Origin of the sequence: Bacillus sp. PAMC28748, from assembly GCF_014250415.1 — a bacterium.
Lineage (GTDB): Bacteria > Bacillota > Bacilli > Bacillales > Bacillaceae > Bacillus > Bacillus licheniformis.
The window spans coordinates 4,135,592-4,151,969 of the sequence record NZ_CP060192.1 but is presented as its reverse complement, the minus strand read 5'-3'; the positions used below and the strand labels follow the sequence as shown (position 1 = coordinate 4,151,969).

Annotated in this window: 15 protein-coding genes; 13 read left to right on the top strand and 2 right to left on the bottom strand. The window is 48.6% G+C overall.

Going from position 1 to position 16,378, the window contains the following annotated elements; genetic code table 11:
• Window positions 1-14: 14 nt before the first annotated feature.
• On the bottom strand, window positions 15-416 hold the full coding sequence (locus H7F26_RS21455) for a hypothetical protein (protein WP_009329349.1): 402 nt from the start codon (window positions 414-416) through the stop codon (window positions 15-17).
• A gap of 173 nt (window positions 417-589) precedes the next feature.
• Between H7F26_RS21455 and H7F26_RS21450 the strand changes: the two genes are divergently transcribed.
• From H7F26_RS21450 to cstA, 12 genes are all read left to right on the top strand, one after another.
• Window positions 590-1,675, top strand: a complete 1,086-nt coding sequence (locus H7F26_RS21450) for a M42 family metallopeptidase (RefSeq protein WP_061876390.1) — start codon at window positions 590-592, stop codon at window positions 1,673-1,675.
• 157 nt (window positions 1,676-1,832) lie between these two features.
• Window positions 1,833-2,795 carry an arabinan endo-1,5-alpha-L-arabinosidase AbnA gene (locus tag H7F26_RS21445; RefSeq protein ID WP_003184259.1) on the top strand — a complete coding sequence of 321 codons (963 nt, stop codon included), beginning with the start codon at window positions 1,833-1,835 and terminating at the stop codon, window positions 2,793-2,795.
• A gap of 264 nt (window positions 2,796-3,059) precedes the next feature.
• Complete coding sequence (araA, locus tag H7F26_RS21440) at window positions 3,060-4,541, top strand: L-arabinose isomerase (protein ID WP_185855203.1); 1,482 nt, start codon at window positions 3,060-3,062, stop codon at window positions 4,539-4,541.
• Window positions 4,542-4,555: 14 nt separating this feature from the next.
• Window positions 4,556-6,247: a ribulokinase gene (gene araB, locus H7F26_RS21435; RefSeq protein ID WP_025805113.1), complete on the top strand. Its 1,692-nt coding sequence runs from the start codon at window positions 4,556-4,558 to the stop codon at window positions 6,245-6,247.
• Window positions 6,248-6,262: 15 nt separating this feature from the next.
• A complete protein-coding gene (gene araD, locus H7F26_RS21430) occupies window positions 6,263-6,949 on the top strand; it encodes an L-ribulose-5-phosphate 4-epimerase (protein ID WP_009329345.1) in 687 nt (228 codons plus the stop codon).
• A gap of 16 nt (window positions 6,950-6,965) precedes the next feature.
• Window positions 6,966-8,165: a sn-glycerol-1-phosphate dehydrogenase gene (locus H7F26_RS21425; protein WP_003184251.1), complete on the top strand. Its 1,200-nt coding sequence runs from the start codon at window positions 6,966-6,968 to the stop codon at window positions 8,163-8,165.
• Window positions 8,166-8,195: 30 nt separating this feature from the next.
• Entirely contained in the window at window positions 8,196-9,473 is a 1,278-nt protein-coding gene (locus H7F26_RS21420; RefSeq protein WP_061576903.1) for an arabinooligosaccharides ABC transporter substrate-binding protein AraN, read from the top strand.
• Between the two features lie 30 nt (window positions 9,474-9,503).
• Window positions 9,504-10,448 (top strand): arabinooligosaccharides ABC transporter permease AraP, encoded by a 945-nt coding sequence (locus H7F26_RS21415; protein ID WP_003184249.1) that lies wholly within the window; start codon window positions 9,504-9,506, stop codon window positions 10,446-10,448.
• Window positions 10,448-11,290, top strand: coding sequence for a carbohydrate ABC transporter permease (locus H7F26_RS21410; RefSeq protein ID WP_009329343.1), 843 nt, complete (start codon window positions 10,448-10,450; stop codon window positions 11,288-11,290). Before H7F26_RS21415 ends, H7F26_RS21410 begins: the two co-directional genes overlap by 1 nt.
• A gap of 35 nt (window positions 11,291-11,325) precedes the next feature.
• Window positions 11,326-12,834, top strand: coding sequence for an arabinosylfuranosidase ArfA (locus tag H7F26_RS21405; protein ID WP_003184245.1), 1,509 nt, complete (start codon window positions 11,326-11,328; stop codon window positions 12,832-12,834).
• A 93-nt stretch (window positions 12,835-12,927) separates the two neighbouring features.
• Entirely contained in the window at window positions 12,928-13,203 is a 276-nt protein-coding gene (locus H7F26_RS21400) for a hypothetical protein (protein ID WP_003184237.1), read from the top strand.
• 204 nt (window positions 13,204-13,407) lie between these two features.
• On the top strand, window positions 13,408-15,204 hold the full coding sequence (cstA, locus tag H7F26_RS21395) for a carbon starvation protein CstA (protein ID WP_003184236.1): 1,797 nt from the start codon (window positions 13,408-13,410) through the stop codon (window positions 15,202-15,204).
• 31 nt (window positions 15,205-15,235) lie between these two features.
• On the opposite strand, the gene sspI is transcribed toward cstA, so the two are convergent.
• The gene (gene sspI, locus H7F26_RS21390; RefSeq protein ID WP_011198181.1) at window positions 15,236-15,448 is read right to left on the bottom strand and encodes a small acid-soluble spore protein SspI; all 213 of its coding nucleotides are present in this window, start codon (window positions 15,446-15,448) and stop codon (window positions 15,236-15,238) included.
• A gap of 117 nt (window positions 15,449-15,565) precedes the next feature.
• Between sspI and H7F26_RS21385 the strand changes: the two genes are divergently transcribed.
• Window positions 15,566-16,312, top strand: coding sequence for a TrmH family RNA methyltransferase (locus tag H7F26_RS21385; protein ID WP_003184231.1), 747 nt, complete (start codon window positions 15,566-15,568; stop codon window positions 16,310-16,312).
• Window positions 16,313-16,378: the final 66 nt, after the last annotated feature.

The following is a 16,378-nucleotide window of genomic DNA, read 5'->3' as shown; positions in this document are numbered from 1 at the left end:
AAGCAGACGAGGCTTTATTGCTCTTCTGCTTTTTTGTTTTTCCACTTTTGGATGTTCGAATCCCAGTCGATTTTGCAATCGGGATAGTGCTCTTTAATATTTTCTTCAAGTTCCGCGAAGTCTTCTTCCGTAAAAGAGCTGAGCTTTTCTTCAGGCGCTTCCGTCCATACAAAAATCGTATGGATGAACAGCGGATGGTCTTTTGAAGGAATGTGTTTTTCTCCTTCGAAAAGCACGCCTTTAAATGTCAGCTTGAGATTTTTGCGTGTATTCTTTTGTTCGTCCAAAACATAAAAGTGCTTTTTTGCCTGTGCTGATTTCAGCCTTCTGTCCGGGCTCCCCAAAAATTGAACGGCCCTGTACACGACGTAGACCAAAAGCGCCAGCAAAGCCAGTCTCAATATGATGACAATCATGTTAAAACAGAACCTCCCTTGAAAGTAATTTTGAGTATATCCCAATATATACGAACCAGTTCCCGCAAGGTTTCATTTTTTAACCAAAAAAGCTGTAAACGATATTGGTCGTATTGAAAAGGGATGTTTCTGTATAATAGTAAATGAGGGTTAATTAAGGAGGCTGTATAGAGATGGCAAAGCTTGATGAAACATTGATGATGCTAAAGGAATTAACTGATGCAAAAGGAATTCCGGCGAATGAAAAAGAACCCAGACAAGTCATGAAATCGTACATAGAACCGTTTGCCGACGAGGTTACGACAGACAGACTGGGAAGCTTAATCGCAAAAAAGACCGGACAGGCTGACGGACCGAAGATTATGATTGCCGGCCATCTTGATGAGGTCGGTTTTATGGTTACGCGGATCGATGACAGGGGCTATCTCCGCTTTCAGACGGTCGGAGGCTGGTGGAGCCAGGTCATGCTGGCGCAGCGTGTGACGGTCGTGACAAAGAAAGGCGACATCACCGGTATCATCGGTTCAAAGCCTCCTCATGTCCTGTCTCAGGAGGCGAGAAAAAAATCGGTCGATATTAAAGATATGTTTATCGACATCGGGGCGTCGAGCAGGGAGGAAGCGATGGAATGGGGTGTTCTTCCGGGAGAACAGGTCGTCCCTTACTTTGAGTTTACGGTGATGAATAATGAAAAAATGCTGCTTGCCAAAGCATGGGACAACCGTATCGGCTGCGCGATCGCAATCGACGTGCTGAAAAACCTGAAAGGAGCCGATCATCCGAATGTCGTCTACGGCGTCGGAACCGTACAAGAGGAAGTAGGGCTGAGAGGCGCGAAAACAGCCGCGCATACGATCAAGCCTGATATCGCTTTCGGTGTCGACGTGGGAATTGCGGGTGATACGCCTGGTATTACCGAAAAAGAGTCGGCAAGCAAAATGGGAAAAGGCCCGCAGATCATACTTTATGATGCATCAATGGTGTCCCATAAAGGGCTTCGCGACTTTGTAACGAATGTGGCAGATGAAGCCGGCATTCCGTATCAATTTGACGCCCTCTCAGGCGGAGGAACAGATTCAGGATCAATCCACCTTACCGCGAACGGAGTGCCTGCCCTGTCGATCACGATCGCGACGAGGTATATCCATACGCACGCGGCCATGCTTCACCGGGATGACTATGAACATGCGGTAAAATTAATTACCGAAGTCATTAAACGACTGGATAAAGAGACGGTTCAAAACATTACGTTTGACTGATGAAAGAGCAGGCTGACAGCTTATCTTACAAGCTGTCAGCTTTTTTTGTTTTTTGGAATGTTAAAGACAGCGCTTACATATATAAACATTGTTCGAAAAATTGACAAAGAAAGGGAGGCATTGTTTTTTTCATTACAAGAACAGGAGTGTGAGCTGAATGAAAAATGTGTTGCGGAAAATGTCTTTGGCGGCCTTGATATTCGGACTGCTGCTGTCTTTTTCGATGCCTGAATCAGGCAAAGCGGCGTTTTGGGACACAAAAGGGGACAATTTCATCCATGACCCTTCTATCATTAAAGAGGGAAATACATGGTATACATTTGGAACAGGGCTCGGCACAGGGCTGCGTGTCATTAAGTCAACAGACGGGAGAAACTGGAGTGCTGCCCCGAGTATTTTTCCAACTCCATTGTCATGGTGGAAGATGTACGTACCAAATCATGAACCGCATCAATGGGCACCGGATATCAGCTACTATAACGGCCGGTATTGGCTGTACTACTCGGTTTCGTCTTTCGGTTCAAACACATCAGCGATAGGGCTCGCATCGACAGACCGGATTTCATCCGGCCAATGGCGGGATGACGGGCTGGTCATCAGGTCGACATCCGGCGATCAGTTTAATGCCATTGACCCTGATCTGGTCATTGACAAAGACGGAAACCCCTGGCTCTCATTCGGTTCCTTCTGGAGCGGCATTAAGCTGACAAGGCTTGATAAAAACACGATGAAACCGACGGGAAGCCTGTATTCGATCGCCTCAAGGCCGAATAACGGAGGAGCGGTTGAAGCCCCGAACATTACCTACAAAGACGGCTACTATTACTTATTTGTCTCGTTTGACAGCTGCTGCAAAGGGGTGGACAGCACATATAAAATAGCCTATGGCCGTTCAACGAGCATTACGGGACCCTATTATGATAAAAGCGGCAAAAATATGATGAACGGCGGAGGGACGATCCTGGACTCCGGCAATGACCGCTGGAAAGGGCCGGGACATCAGGATGTTCTGAACAACTCGATCCTTGTCAGGCATGCTTACGACGCGCTGGACAATGGTGTATCAAAGCTGCTCATCAATGACTTGTACTGGGATTCCCAAGGGTGGCCGACTTATTAACAGCAGATGACGGGCGGTTTCCGCCCGGTTTTTTTGTTCTGAAATCTGTCAAAAAAAATAAAAAACATACCGGAAATTAAATTGACAGTTTTTTTCATAATGATATAATGAAGTTGTTCGTACAAATATGTTTTTGATGTTAGTTGTACGTACATATAATCGCGATACAGTTTGAGATCAAGGTATGATTTATGTTTTTTTGTAAGCGTTTTAATAGTTTGCTATTCTACACAGACACCATAAAGACGAGGAGGAGGAAGCTATTTGATTCAGGCAAAGACGCATGTGTTTTGGTTTGTGACAGGCAGCCAGCATTTATATGGCGAAGAGGCGGTACAAGAGGTAGAAGAGCATTCCAAAATGATCTGCAACGGATTAAATGACGGAGATTTAAGGTTTCAAGTCGAGTACAAAGCGGTGGCCACTTCGCTGGACGGCGTCAGAAAACTGTTTGAAGAGGCGAACCGGGACGAAGAGTGCGCAGGCATCATCACCTGGATGCATACGTTTTCACCGGCCAAAATGTGGATTCCCGGCCTTTCCGAGCTGAATAAGCCGCTGCTCCATTTTCATACCCAGTTTAACCGGGACATTCCGTGGGATAAAATCGACATGGATTTCATGAATATTAATCAGTCTGCCCACGGCGACCGCGAATACGGTTTTATCGGAGCGAGATTGGGCATTCCTCGAAAAGTAATCGCCGGATATTGGGAAGACAGAGAAGTAAAGCGCTCGATCGACAAATGGATGAGCGCAGCGGTCGCATATATTGAAAGCCGCCATATCAAAGTCGCCCGATTTGGGGACAACATGCGGAATGTGGCGGTAACAGAAGGAGATAAGATTGAAGCGCAGATTCAGCTTGGCTGGTCTGTCGACGGATATGGAATCGGCGATCTCGTCACGGAGATCAATGCTGTATCAGAACAGAGTCTAAGCGAGCTCATCTCCGAATATGAGGAGCTTTATGAGTGGCCGGAAGGCGAAGCGGCAAGGGAATCCGTCAAGGAGCAGGCGGGGATTGAGCTTGGATTAAAGCGCTTTCTTTCGAGCGGAGGCTATACGGCCTTTACGACAACCTTTGAAGACCTCCACGGCATGAAGCAGCTTCCGGGTTTGGCTGTTCAGCGGCTGATGGCTGAAGGCTATGGCTTCGGAGGAGAAGGAGATTGGAAAACGGCTGCGCTTGTCAGGATGATGAAAATGATGGCCGGCGGAAAAGAAACGTCATTTATGGAGGATTACACGTACCATTTTGAACCGGGCAATGAAATGATCCTCGGCTCCCACATGCTTGAAGTGTGCCCTTCGATTGCCGAACACAAACCGAGAATTGAAGTCCATCCGCTGTCAATGGGTGCAAAGGATGATCCGGCGCGGCTCGTGTTTGACGGAATTGCAGGTCCTGCGGTCAATGTCTCCCTTATTGATTTGGGCGGACGTTTCAGGCTTGTCATCAATAAAGTGGAAGCTGTGAAGGTTCCGCATGATATGCCGAATCTTCCGGTGGCGCGCGTACTTTGGAAGCCTCAGCCGTCTCTGAGAACATCGGCTGAAGCGTGGATTTTGGCTGGCGGTGCTCACCATACATGCCTTTCGTACCAGCTGACAGCCGAGCAGATGCTCGATTGGGCCGAAATGTCGGGCATTGAAGCGGTGTTGATCAATCGTGATACAACGATTTTAAATCTTCGCAATGAACTCAAATGGAGTGAAGCTGCATATCGGCTTCGCAAGTTTTAAGGGGGTGAGGACTTATCCCTTACACAATCGGAGTTGACTTTGGAACATTGTCAGGGCGTGCAGTTCTCGTCGATGTCCGGACAGGTGAGGAAATCGCGACAGCTGTCAAAGAGTACACGCACGGGGTGATAGACCGGGAGCTTCCGGTCTCAAAGCGAAAGCTTCCGAGAGACTGGGCGCTCCAGCATCCGGCCGATTACATTGAAGTGCTGGAGGAAACGATTCCGAGCCTTTTGAAACAGTCAAAAGCGGATCCGAAAGAAATCATCGGAATCGGAATCGATTTCACGGCTTGCACGATTTTGCCCGTTGACGAGAACGGGACTCCTCTTTGTATGAGGGAAGAGTATGCGTCGGAACCGCACAGCTATGTGAAGCTTTGGAAGCACCATGCTGCACAGGAGCAGGCGAATCGCTTAAATCAAATCGCGGAAGAAAGAAATGAACCTTTTCTTCAAACATACGGCGGGAAAATTTCTTCCGAGTGGCTCGTTCCAAAAGTGATGCAAATCGCGGAAGAAGCGCCTGACATTTATGATGCCGCAGCCGAGATCATGGAAGCGGCCGACTGGATCGTCTATATGCTGTGCGGAACCAGAAAGCGCAACAATTGCACAGCGGGTTATAAAGCGATTTGGAACAATAAGAGCGGCTATCCTTCCGACGATTTCTTCGCAAGCCTGCATCCGAAGCTGAAAAATATCGTTCGGGAAAAACTAACGGAGGATATTTATTCTGTAGGCGAAAAAGCGGGCGGACTGACTGAAGAAATGGCCGGGAAGACAGGGCTTCTGGCAGGTACGGCGGTCGCTGTCGCAAATGTTGATGCTCATGTGTCGGTTCCGGCGGTCGGCATCACAGAGCCGGGCAAGATGCTGATGATCATGGGAACGTCTACCTGTCACATGCTGCTCGGCGAGGATGTCAGGATGGTGCCGGGAATGTGCGGCGTCGTTGAAGACGGGATTCTGCCGGGCTATGTCGGCTATGAAGCGGGCCAATCGTGCGTTGGCGACCATTTTCATTGGCTGATTCAACACTTTGTTCCAGAAGCGTATTTGAAAGAAGCTGAAGCCGAAGGGATTTCCATTTACGAACTGCTGTCTCAAAAGGCCGGCAGTCTCCAAATCGGTGAAAGCGGTTTGCTTGCATTGGATTGGTGGAACGGAAACCGTTCAACACTCGTTGATGCCGATCTGACGGGAATGCTGCTCGGTATGACCCTTGCCACTAAGCCTGAAGAGATATACCGTGCATTGGTTGAAGCGACTGCCTACGGGACGAGGATCATTATTGAAACGTTCAGACAAAGCGGCGTGCCGATCGAGGAGCTGTATGCCGCAGGAGGAATCGCCGAAAAAAATCCGTTTATCATGCAGGTTTACGCGGATGTCACCAACATGGAAATCAAAATTTCCGGATCTCCGCAGGCGCCGGCTTTAGGTTCAGCGATATTCGGAGCGCTCGCGGCCGGAAGCATGAACGGCGGTTACGACCATATCGAAGAAGCAGTCGCACATATGGGCAAGATCAAGGATAAAACGTACAAACCAATTCCTGAAAACGTTTCCTTATACGATCAGCTTTATGCGGAATATAAGGAGCTTTACACGTACTTCGGAAAGCAAAACAATGTGATGAAACGCCTTAAAAAATTGAAAAACATCCAGTCCCTTAGTTCTGACACCGGTAAAGCGATGGCTTAGAGGGAGGAGAAAACTGTGCTGGAATCTTTGAAAGAACAAGCATTAAAAGCGAATTTGCAGCTTGAAGAATACCGGCTTGTCACCTTTACATGGGGAAATGTCAGCGGTATTGACCGGGAGAATAAGCTGGTCGTCATCAAGCCGAGCGGTGTCAAATACAGCGATTTGAAAGCCGAAGATTTAGTGGTTCTGAATATGGACGGCGAGATTGTGGAAGGGGATCTGAAGCCATCTTCCGATACGCCGACACACCTCTATCTTTACCGGCAGTTTCAATCGATCGGCGGGATCGTCCATACGCATTCCCCGTGGGCGACAAGCTGGGCTCAGTCAGGGAAGGACATTCCGTCGCTCGGAACGACTCATGCCGACTACTACCACGGCGACATTCCGTGTACACGGGAAATGGATCCCGATGAAATCAGGAGTCAATACGAGCTGAATACAGGAAAAGTGATTGTAGAGACGTTCCGGCATCTTGACCCCCTGGCGGTGCCCGCCGTTCTCGTGAACAATCACGGGCCGTTTTGCTGGGGAAAAGACGCCTTAACTGCCGTACACAATGCCGTCGTCCTAGAAGAAGTCGCCAAGATGGCGTACCGCTCCCTGATGCTGAATCCGTCTCTTAAGCGGATTAAGAGCGCTTTGCAGGATAAGCATTATTTTCGAAAGCACGGGGCAGACGCCTATTACGGCCAATAGAGGAGGGAAGCTGCCAATGAATGACTTGATCTCTTATGTGAAAAAAACTTTGGGCGCATGCGAATGCGGAACCGTCCACCACCCGCTTACAGTCGAAAAAATCGCGATCGGCGACAATGCTGTTGAGCAAGAGCTGCCCGCTTTCGTGAAATCGGCTTCCTATAAAAAAGCCGCTGTCATTTATGATGAAACGACCGGACGGTTAGCCGGCAAGCGGATTGCCTCTCTTCTTGAGGAAACGGCTGAAACGGTTCCGGTGCTGCTGGAAGCTAATGAAGCGGGCGATGTGACGGCGGATGAGCAAACATTGGTGAGTGCATTGATCGGTGTACCGATTGATGCGGATGTACTAATTGCGGCCGGAGCGGGCACGATTCACGACATCGTCAGGTTTTGCGCCTATCAGCGCGGCATTCCGTTTATTTCAGTTCCTACGGCTCCGTCGGTTGACGGTTTTACTTCAGCCGGCGCACCGCTGATTTTAAAAGGAAAGAAACAGACGGTTCAAACGACAGCGCCGATCGCGCTTTTTGCCGATTTGGAGCTCTTGTGTCAAGCGCCGCAGAACATGGTAGCCGCAGGTTTTGGCGATATGCTCGGCAAGGTGACGTCGCTTGCGGATTGGGAGATTTCCCGCTTGCTTGCCGGCGAGCCGTATTGTCCGGCCGCCAGCCGGCTCACGAGGGAAGCGCTTGATCAATGTCTTGACCGAAAAGATGACATCGCCGCCAAGATGCGGGATGGGATTGAGAAATTGATGGAATCGCTGATCCTTTCTGGCCTAGTCATGCTGGTTCTCGACCATTCAAGGCCGGCTTCCGGCGGCGAGCACCATCTTTCCCACTACCTTGAAATGAAAGCGCTGGAGAACAATAAGCGGCAAGTGCTCCACGGTGCTAAAGTCGGCTGCAGCGCGATTATGCTGACTGACATTTACCGATCTCTTATCGGTGCAAGCCTGGGTGATCAACACGCTGAGCAAGCGATTCGCTCCGTTTATGAAAAGCTCCCTGACGGTAAGAAAATGGCAGAGTGGATGAGGCGTATCGGCGGGCCTGTATCATTCAAAGAACTCGATGTTGAAGAAGAGCTGGTGAGAGAAGCGCTCGCATACGCCCATCAGCTCAGAGACCGGTATACGGGACTGAAAATCATCAATCAATACGGCCTTTTGCCGGGGCTTTTAGGCAAAGGACCAGGCGTGAAAGGGGGTTAAAATGTGAAAAGGTTCCTTTCATCTATCTTTATGGTCACGGTCGCTGTATGTTTGCTTTTATCGGGGTGCAAGGCGAGTCCTGCCTCCGATCAAGCGGACGGCACCGAACTGACATTTTGGACATTCAACGGCCTTCATGAACAGTTTTATGCTGAGATGGTGAAAGAATGGAACAAAAAGTATCCCGAGCGAAAAATCAAATTAAATACAGTGGTGTATCCGTATGGACAGATGCATGACAATTTATCTATCTCGCTTTTAGCCGGGAAAGGGGTTCCAGATATTGCCGATGTTGAGCTGGGGCGCTATTCGAACTTTTTGAAGGGCTCTGACATTCCTCTTACCGATTTAACGCCGCTTGTGGAGGACGAACGCGACAAGTTTGTTGAAGCGAGGCTGACGCTCTACAGCAAGAACGGCAAGCTTTACGGACTTGACACACATGTCGGAACAACCGTGATGTATTACAACATGGAAATGATGAATAAAGCAGGCGTTGATCCGGACGACATCAAAACATGGGAAGATTACAGGGAAGCGGGCAAAAAGGTCGTCAAAGCTCTCGGAAAGCCGATGACGACGATTGAAACGACCGACCCGAATTCATTTCTGCCGCTGGTTTCCCAGCAGGGATCCGGTTACTTTGATGAGCAGGGGCGGTTGACATTAAACAATGAGACAAACGTGAAAACGCTCGAATTTTTAAAGACTTTAATTGAGAAAGACAAAATTGCCGTCACAACGCCCGGAGGCAATCATCACAGTGAAGAGTATTACGGATTTATGAACCAAGGCGGCGCGGCGTCTGTCTTAATGCCGATCTGGTATATGGGCCGTTTTTTGGATTATATGCCTGACTTGAAAGGGAAAATCGCGATCAGACCGCTGCCGGCATGGGAAGAAGGGGGAGACCGCTCAGCGGGAATGGGCGGAACGGCCACCGTGATTCCAAAACAGGCGAAACAGGTCGATCTGGCCAAGGATTTCTTGAAATTTGCCAAAGCGTCAAAAGAAGGCAACATCAAGCTGTGGACCGTGCTCGGGTTCGATCCGCTCAGATGGGATGTGTGGGACTCGGACGAATTGAAAAAACCAAATCAATATACAGAATACTTTCAAAACGGACAACACATCTTTTCCGTGCTTCTTGACATAAAGGATGAGATCAATCCGCTTTACCTTACTGAGGATTATGCGAAGACTTCCGATCTCGTCAACAGAAACATACTGTACGAAGCGCTCAAAACGAAGAGCAAAACACCGAAAGAAGCATTGGACAAAGCAGCAGCTGAAGTGAAAGGGCAATAGTCTTTCATTACTGTAAAGCGAGGCGATAACTTGAAGACTGTTAAAACAGATACAGTGCATTCGTTTCCGCCGGTGAGCAGAAAAAGAAAGATCAGACGTTTATTATATTCAGCAAAAGCCGCACCCTACATTTTTACAGCACCTTTTGTACTCTCCTTTTGCATATTTTTTCTTTATCCGCTTATCAGCGTCGTCATCATGAGTTTTCAAAGCATTCTCCCCGGGGAAGTCCGCTTCATCGGGACGGAGAACTATAAAGCATTAAACAATCCTACATTTTATACCGCACTATTCAACACCGTAAAATACACCTTTTGGACATTGCTGATTTTAATACCTGTTCCTCTTATTCTGGCAGTCTTTTTAGATTCTAAACTCGTAAAGGTTAAAAACGTGTTCAAATCGGCTTTATTCATCCCGGCTCTGACTTCAACCATTGTGGCGGGGATTATTTTCAGGCTGATTTTTGGAGAAATGGATACATCCCTGGCGAATTCGATATTGGCTAAGCTCGGAGGTTCGCCGTACAACTGGCTGAACAATGAACATACCGGCATGTTTTTAATGGTGATGCTCGCATCTTGGAGATGGATGGGGATCAATGTCCTGTACTTTTTGGCGGGCTTGCAGAACGTTCCGAAAGAATTGTATGAAGCTGCCGAAATCGACGGGGCAGGCACGTTCAAGAAGTTTTACCATATTACGCTTCCGTTTTTAAAGCCCGTCAGCGTCTACGTGCTGACGATCAGCATCATCGGCGGCTTCCGGATGTTTGAAGAAAGCTACGTGCTGTGGCAGAACAACTCTCCGGGCAACATCGGCCTGACGATGGTCGGATACATTTATCAGCAGGGGCTTGCCTATAACAACATGGGCTACGGATCGGCGCTCGGCATCGTGCTCTTGATCATCATTTTCATCTGCAGCCTCATTTCATTAAAGCTGTCTGGATCTTTTAAAAAGGAGGGCTATTAATGCGTCCTGCCGGAGGCCTCAACATTGCGAAAGTAGCTCTGTTTCTGCTGTTTGCGATATTAAGCTTTTTGTTTGTGTTTCCGCTCTTCTGCCTTGTACTCGGCTCGCTCAAGCCATCTTCGGAATTGCTGCGCTTCGGCCTGAATTTAAAGCTGAGCCCTGAAATCCTGAGCCTTGACAATTACACTTACTTGTTTAACGGAGGCAGCATTTATTTTCAATGGTTTTCGAACAGCTTGATTCTCGTGGTGATATCCACCGTGCTGACGCTCTTGTTTTCTTCAATGGTCGGATACGGGCTTGCCGTCTACGACTTTAAAGGAAAAAATCTCTTGTTCGTAGCCGTGCTCCTGATCATGATGGTGCCGATCGAAATTCTCATGCTGCCTTTATTTAAAATGACGGTTTCTCTTCATATTGTCGACACATACGCCGGTGTGATCCTGCCGTTTATCGTCTCGCCTGTAGCCGTGTTTTTCTTCAGACAGTATGCGCTCGGCCTGCCGAGAGATTTGCTTGATTCCGCGAGAATGGACGGCTGCACAGAGTTCGGCATTTACTTCAGGATCATGGCGCCCTTGATGAAGCCGGCATTTGGAGCGATGATCATTCTTCAATCCTTAAACAGCTGGAACAACTTCTTATGGCCGCTGATCGTTTTGCGATCGAAAGAAATGTTTACGCTCCCAATCGGACTGTCCGCTTTGCTCAGTCCGTACGGGAACAATTATGACATGTTGATTTCGGGTTCTGTGCTGGCGATTCTGCCCGTGATTCTCATCTTCCTGTTCTTCCAGAAGTACTTTATATCAGGTTTGACGGCGGGCGGAATCAAAGGCTGATCCACTATATATCATCTTGAAAGGAATGATTTAACATGACTGTACACAAAGCGAAGATGACGATTGACAAGGAATATAAGGTGGCAGAGATTGATAAGCGAATTTACGGCTCCTTTATCGAGCATCTCGGCAGAGCCGTTTATGAAGGCATTTATGAGCCTGATCATCCTGAAGCTGACGAATCAGGCTTTCGGAAAGATGTCATTAAACTAGTCAGAGAACTAAAGGTGCCGTTTATCAGGTATCCCGGCGGAAACTTTGTATCTGGATATAACTGGGAGGATGGAGTCGGACCTGTCGAACAGCGGCCGACAAGACTTGATTTGGCGTGGGCGACAACCGAGCCGAACTTAATCGGTACGAACGAATTTATGGATTGGGCAAAGCTTGTCGGGGCAGAGGTGAATATGGCCGTCAACCTCGGAACGAGAGGAATTGATGCCGCACGCAACCTAGTAGAATATTGCAACCATCCGTCAGGATCGTACTACAGCGACTTGAGAAAATCCCACGGATATAAGGAACCGCATAAAATTAAAACATGGTGCCTCGGCAATGAAATGGACGGTCCATGGCAAATCGGCCATAAAACAGCGGCCGAATACGGAAGACTTGCTGCTGAAGCCGCGAAGGTGATGAAATGGACGGACCCGTCGATCGAGCTTGTCGCCTGCGGAAGTTCGGGAAGCGGAATGCCGACATTCATCGACTGGGAAACGACCGTGCTTGACCATACGTACGAACACGTCGAGTACATCTCGCTTCACTCGTATTACGGCAACCGCGACAATGATCTTCCAAACTATTTGGCGAGATCGCTAGACATGGATCACTTTATCAAAACGGTCATCTCAGTCTGCGACTATATGAAAGCGAAAAAGAAAAGCAAGAAAACGATTCACCTTTCATATGATGAGTGGAATGTCTGGTATCACTCGAATGAAAAAGACAAAGAAGCTGAACGCTGGGCGAAAGCGCCGCACCTTCTTGAAGACATCTACAACTTTGAGGATGCGCTTCTCGTCGGCTGTATGCTGATTACGATGCTCAAGCATGCCGACCGCGTGAAAATCGCCTGTCTGGCTCAGCTTGTCAATGTCATCGCGCCGATTATGACAGACAAAGGGGGAGAAGCATGGCGTCAGACCATTTTCTATCCGTTTATGCACGCTTCCGTCTACGGCAGAGGAACGGTACTGCAGACGGCGGTATCGTCTCCAAAGTATGATGCGAAAGACTTTACGGATGTGCCGTACTTGGAGTCCGTGTCTGTTTTCAATGAAGAAGCCGAGGAATTAACCGTTTTTGCCGTCAACCGCGCAACAGACGCCGGCCTTGAAATGGAAGCCGATATGAGAAGCTTTGAAGGGTACAGTGTCTCTGAGCACATCGTTCTGGAACACGAAGATCATAAAGCGACGAATGAAAAAGACCGCAACAACGTCGTTCCGCACAGCGGCGGAGACGCCAAAGTATGTGACGGCAGGCTGACGGCTCACCTTCCGAAGCTTTCCTGGAATGTGATCAGAATGAAGAAACAATGATTGAAAAACCGGCCCGAAGAGGCCGGTTTTTTCAGATGAAAAAAAGGCTTCAGCAAATATGCCGAAGAATAAGTTAAAACGGGAAGAGGATTTATGAAGACGTTTTTTTCGGCTGCGTACTGTTTTTTGATGTACGCATTTTTAGCATACCTTTGGCTTCTGTTTATCACGGCGATCCTTGACCGGCCCCGGTTTCTTAATCACTCACTTTTAGAGGCGGGCGTCATCTTGATCGGCACCATTTTGTTTTTTTCGCTGTCCCACCATTTCTCAGCTTCGCTTGTCAAAACAAATGTCAATCGAATCGCGGGGACCGCCGCTTTTTGTCTAGTGATGGCCGTTCATTTTTTTATCGTTCCGTTATGCTGACAGAAAAAAGGCGGATATCCGATGATACCCGCCAATTACGCCTTAAAAAAGGCAGCAGATGAAGCTTGTGTCTATTTTATTCTTATTATTCCTATTAGTCAACTATGTTTTAATTATCGGGACTGAAAAAACGCGCAAAAGATGATTGCGCTTACAAAAAATATGAGCTATGTTAAAAAAGAGACAAAGGGGGGGAGGAATTGGATGAATGCAATAACAATTGTGATCGCTTCCATCTGTATTTTGGCGATCGCCTATCGTTTGTACGGAACATTTATGATGGTGAAAGTGTTGAAGGTTGATGACGACAAGCCGACTCCTGCCCATCTTCAGAAAGACGGCAAAGATTATGTGCCGACGAACAAATGGGTGTCTTTCGGCCACCACTTTGCGGCCATCGCAGCCGCGGGGCCGCTTGTCGGGCCGATCTTGGCGGCGCAGTTCGGCTACTTGCCGGGGCTGTTGTGGCTCCTGATCGGAGCGGTCATCGGGGGCGCCGTGCATGATATTGTTGTTTTATTTGCGTCGATGCGGAGGAAGGGAAAGTCGCTTTCAGAAGTGGCGAAAGAAGAGCTCGGGCCTGTTGCGGGATTTTGCACGGGGCTTGCGATGCTGTTTATTATTACAATCACGATGGCGGGGCTGTCGATGGTTGTGCTTCATGCGCTTGAACGCAATCCGTGGGGGACGTTCGCCGTTGCGATTACAATTCCGATCGCGATGGGGGTCGGCTTATTTTATAAAAAGACAGGCAACTTAAAATTAGCGTCTACCGGCGGATTTATTTTGCTGATGGCCGGTGTCTTCATCGGGCCCTCCATTGCAGAGACGCCGCTTGGAGACGCCTTGACGCTCGATACGAAAACGCTTGCTGTCGCACTTCCTGTCTATGCATTTTTTGCAGCGGCGCTGCCTGTATGGCTGCTGCTCGCACCGCGCGATTATTTGAGCAGCTTTATGAAAATCGGGGTGTTTATCGCTTTGATTGCCGGGGTTTTCGTTGTCAATCCGGCGATTCCGTTTCCGGCGTTTACCGAGTTCACGGGCGGAGGGGGACCTGTTTCGCCTGGTCCGGTCTGGCCGTTCATTTCAATTACGATCGCCTGCGGTGCGATTTCCGGTTTCCATGCGTTTGTCGGTTCAGGCACGACGCCGAAGATGCTTGACAAGTGGAGCGACATGAAATTCGTCGGCTTCGGAGCGATGCTCGTTGAGTGTCTTGTCGGCATCATGGCTTTAATCGCGGCAACGGCGTTGCAGCCGGGCGATTATTTTGCCATCAACAGTTCGCCAGAAGTCTTTCGGACGCTTGGCATGAATGTCGTCCATCTGCCTGAACTCAGCCGCGAAATCGGTCTCGATCTTGAAGGAAGAACAGGCGGAGCTGTTACCCTTGCCGTCGGCATGGCTTATATTTTCACGGATATTCCGTTTTTCAGCCATTTGGCCTCTTACTTTTTCCAATTTGTCATCATGTTTGAAGCTGTCTTTATTTTAACGGCGATCGATGCCGGTACAAGGGTGGCGCGTTATTTGATTCAAGACTTTTTCGGGGAAGTGTACAAACCGCTGAAAAAAACGGACTGGCTTCCGGGTTCGGTCGCAGCGAGCGCCCTTGCCTGTTTCATGTGGGGATATTTGCTGTACTCAGGCGATATCAGCTCGATTTGGGCGCTGTTTGGCGTATCCAACCAGCTGATGGCATCCGTCGGTTTAATTATCGGAGCGACGGTCATTTTAAAAATTGCGGACAAACGGCGTTATATGCTGACATGTCTCATTCCGCTCGCTTATTTGTATGTGACGGTCAACTATGCGGGATACTGGATGATCAAAAACGTTTATTTTAATGCGGAAGCTGCCGGTTTCAGCGTTTTAAACGGCATTTTATCGATCATTATGCTTGTGTTGGGACTTGTGATCATGGCTGCAGCCATTAAAAAATGGACGGAGATTTGGCGCGATCCGGCATTGCGGATGGAGCCTTCTATACCTGGATGATCAAATAAACCGGGGCCGTTTGGCCGCCGGTTTATTTCGCTTTTAATCCTTGTTCCAATGTCTCGAGCATTTCGGTTTTGTCTGATTCAGTTGCGTGCTGCCAGATGACCTCGAACAACACACCCAATCCCGGAAGCATTTTTTCTTCACCGCTTTGGATCGCATCGACGATCGTATGTTCAAGCTCTTCTTGCGAGTTCCCTGATACATTGGCAATAACGGCATGGCGCAAATTCAAATCCATCATTTTTCACTCCATTTCATCATCTGTTTTTCTATATTCTGCCTCGCTTTCGGGTTTATTATGTATCATTGATGAGATATAATGTGACTATTGCGAGACAAAAGGAGTCAAAACGATTTGAAACGAATTGAATCAGCCAAAAATCAAAAAGTGAAGGACTGGAAAAAACTTCATGCAAAAAAAGAGCGGACAAAAACGAATACTTTCTTAATAGAAGGCGAGCATCTCGTTGAGGAAGCGCTGAAGACACCGGGTGTTGTGAAAGAAATCATGGTCGCAGACGAAGCGGACTTCCCGGCTATGATTGATGAGTCTGTTGCCCGCTATGTTTTGAGCGCCGATGCTTTTTCAGCGATTGCCGAAACGGAGACGCCTCAGGCGGTCGCCGCTGTATGCCGAATGCCCGAAAGCGGACCTTTTCAATACGAAAAGCTGCTGCTAGCTGATGCTGTGCAGGACCCGGGCAATTTAGGGACGATCATCCGGACGGCAGACGCGGCGGGGATCGATGCCGTTGTTATCGGACAAGGGACTGTCGACCCTTACAATGCCAAAACGCTCAGGTCGGCTCAAGGCTCGCATTTTCACATCCCGATTTTAAAACGCGAGCTTTCAGAGCTGATTGAAGAGCTGAAGGGAAAAAGCGTCCCGGTTTACGGCACAGCGCTGCAGGGTGCCGTGCCATTTAGAGAAGCGGAGCCGTCGCAGTCGTTTGCGCTATTGATCGGAAACGAAGGATCTGGGGTCGATCCGGCCCTCCTCGCACAGACCGACCAAAATCTGTACGTTCCGATCTACGGAAAAGCGGAGTCGCTCAATGTGGCGGCCGCAGCCGCGGTCCTTCTTTATCATCTCCGCGGATAACCGGTTGCACAGGATCATGTAATTCACTATAATGAATTTAATATGTTTAAAAACAGTGATAGAGGC

Coding starts and splice junctions, on each gene's coding strand:
- H7F26_RS21455 (WP_009329349.1), bottom strand. CDS start 416: ATGATTGTCATCATATTGAGACTGGCTTTGCTGGCGCTTTTGGTCTAC.
- H7F26_RS21450 (WP_061876390.1), top strand. CDS start 590: ATGGCAAAGCTTGATGAAACATTGATGATGCTAAAGGAATTAACTGAT.
- H7F26_RS21445 (WP_003184259.1), top strand. CDS start 1,833: ATGAAAAATGTGTTGCGGAAAATGTCTTTGGCGGCCTTGATATTCGGA.
- H7F26_RS21425 (WP_003184251.1), top strand. CDS start 6,966: ATGAATGACTTGATCTCTTATGTGAAAAAAACTTTGGGCGCATGCGAA.
- H7F26_RS21420 (WP_061576903.1), top strand. CDS start 8,196: ATGGTCACGGTCGCTGTATGTTTGCTTTTATCGGGGTGCAAGGCGAGT.
- H7F26_RS21410 (WP_009329343.1), top strand. CDS start 10,448: ATGCGTCCTGCCGGAGGCCTCAACATTGCGAAAGTAGCTCTGTTTCTG.
- H7F26_RS21405 (WP_003184245.1), top strand. CDS start 11,326: ATGACTGTACACAAAGCGAAGATGACGATTGACAAGGAATATAAGGTG.
- H7F26_RS21400 (WP_003184237.1), top strand. CDS start 12,928: ATGAAGACGTTTTTTTCGGCTGCGTACTGTTTTTTGATGTACGCATTT.
- cstA (WP_003184236.1), top strand. CDS start 13,408: ATGAATGCAATAACAATTGTGATCGCTTCCATCTGTATTTTGGCGATC.
- sspI (WP_011198181.1), bottom strand. CDS start 15,448: ATGGATTTGAATTTGCGCCATGCCGTTATTGCCAATGTATCAGGGAAC.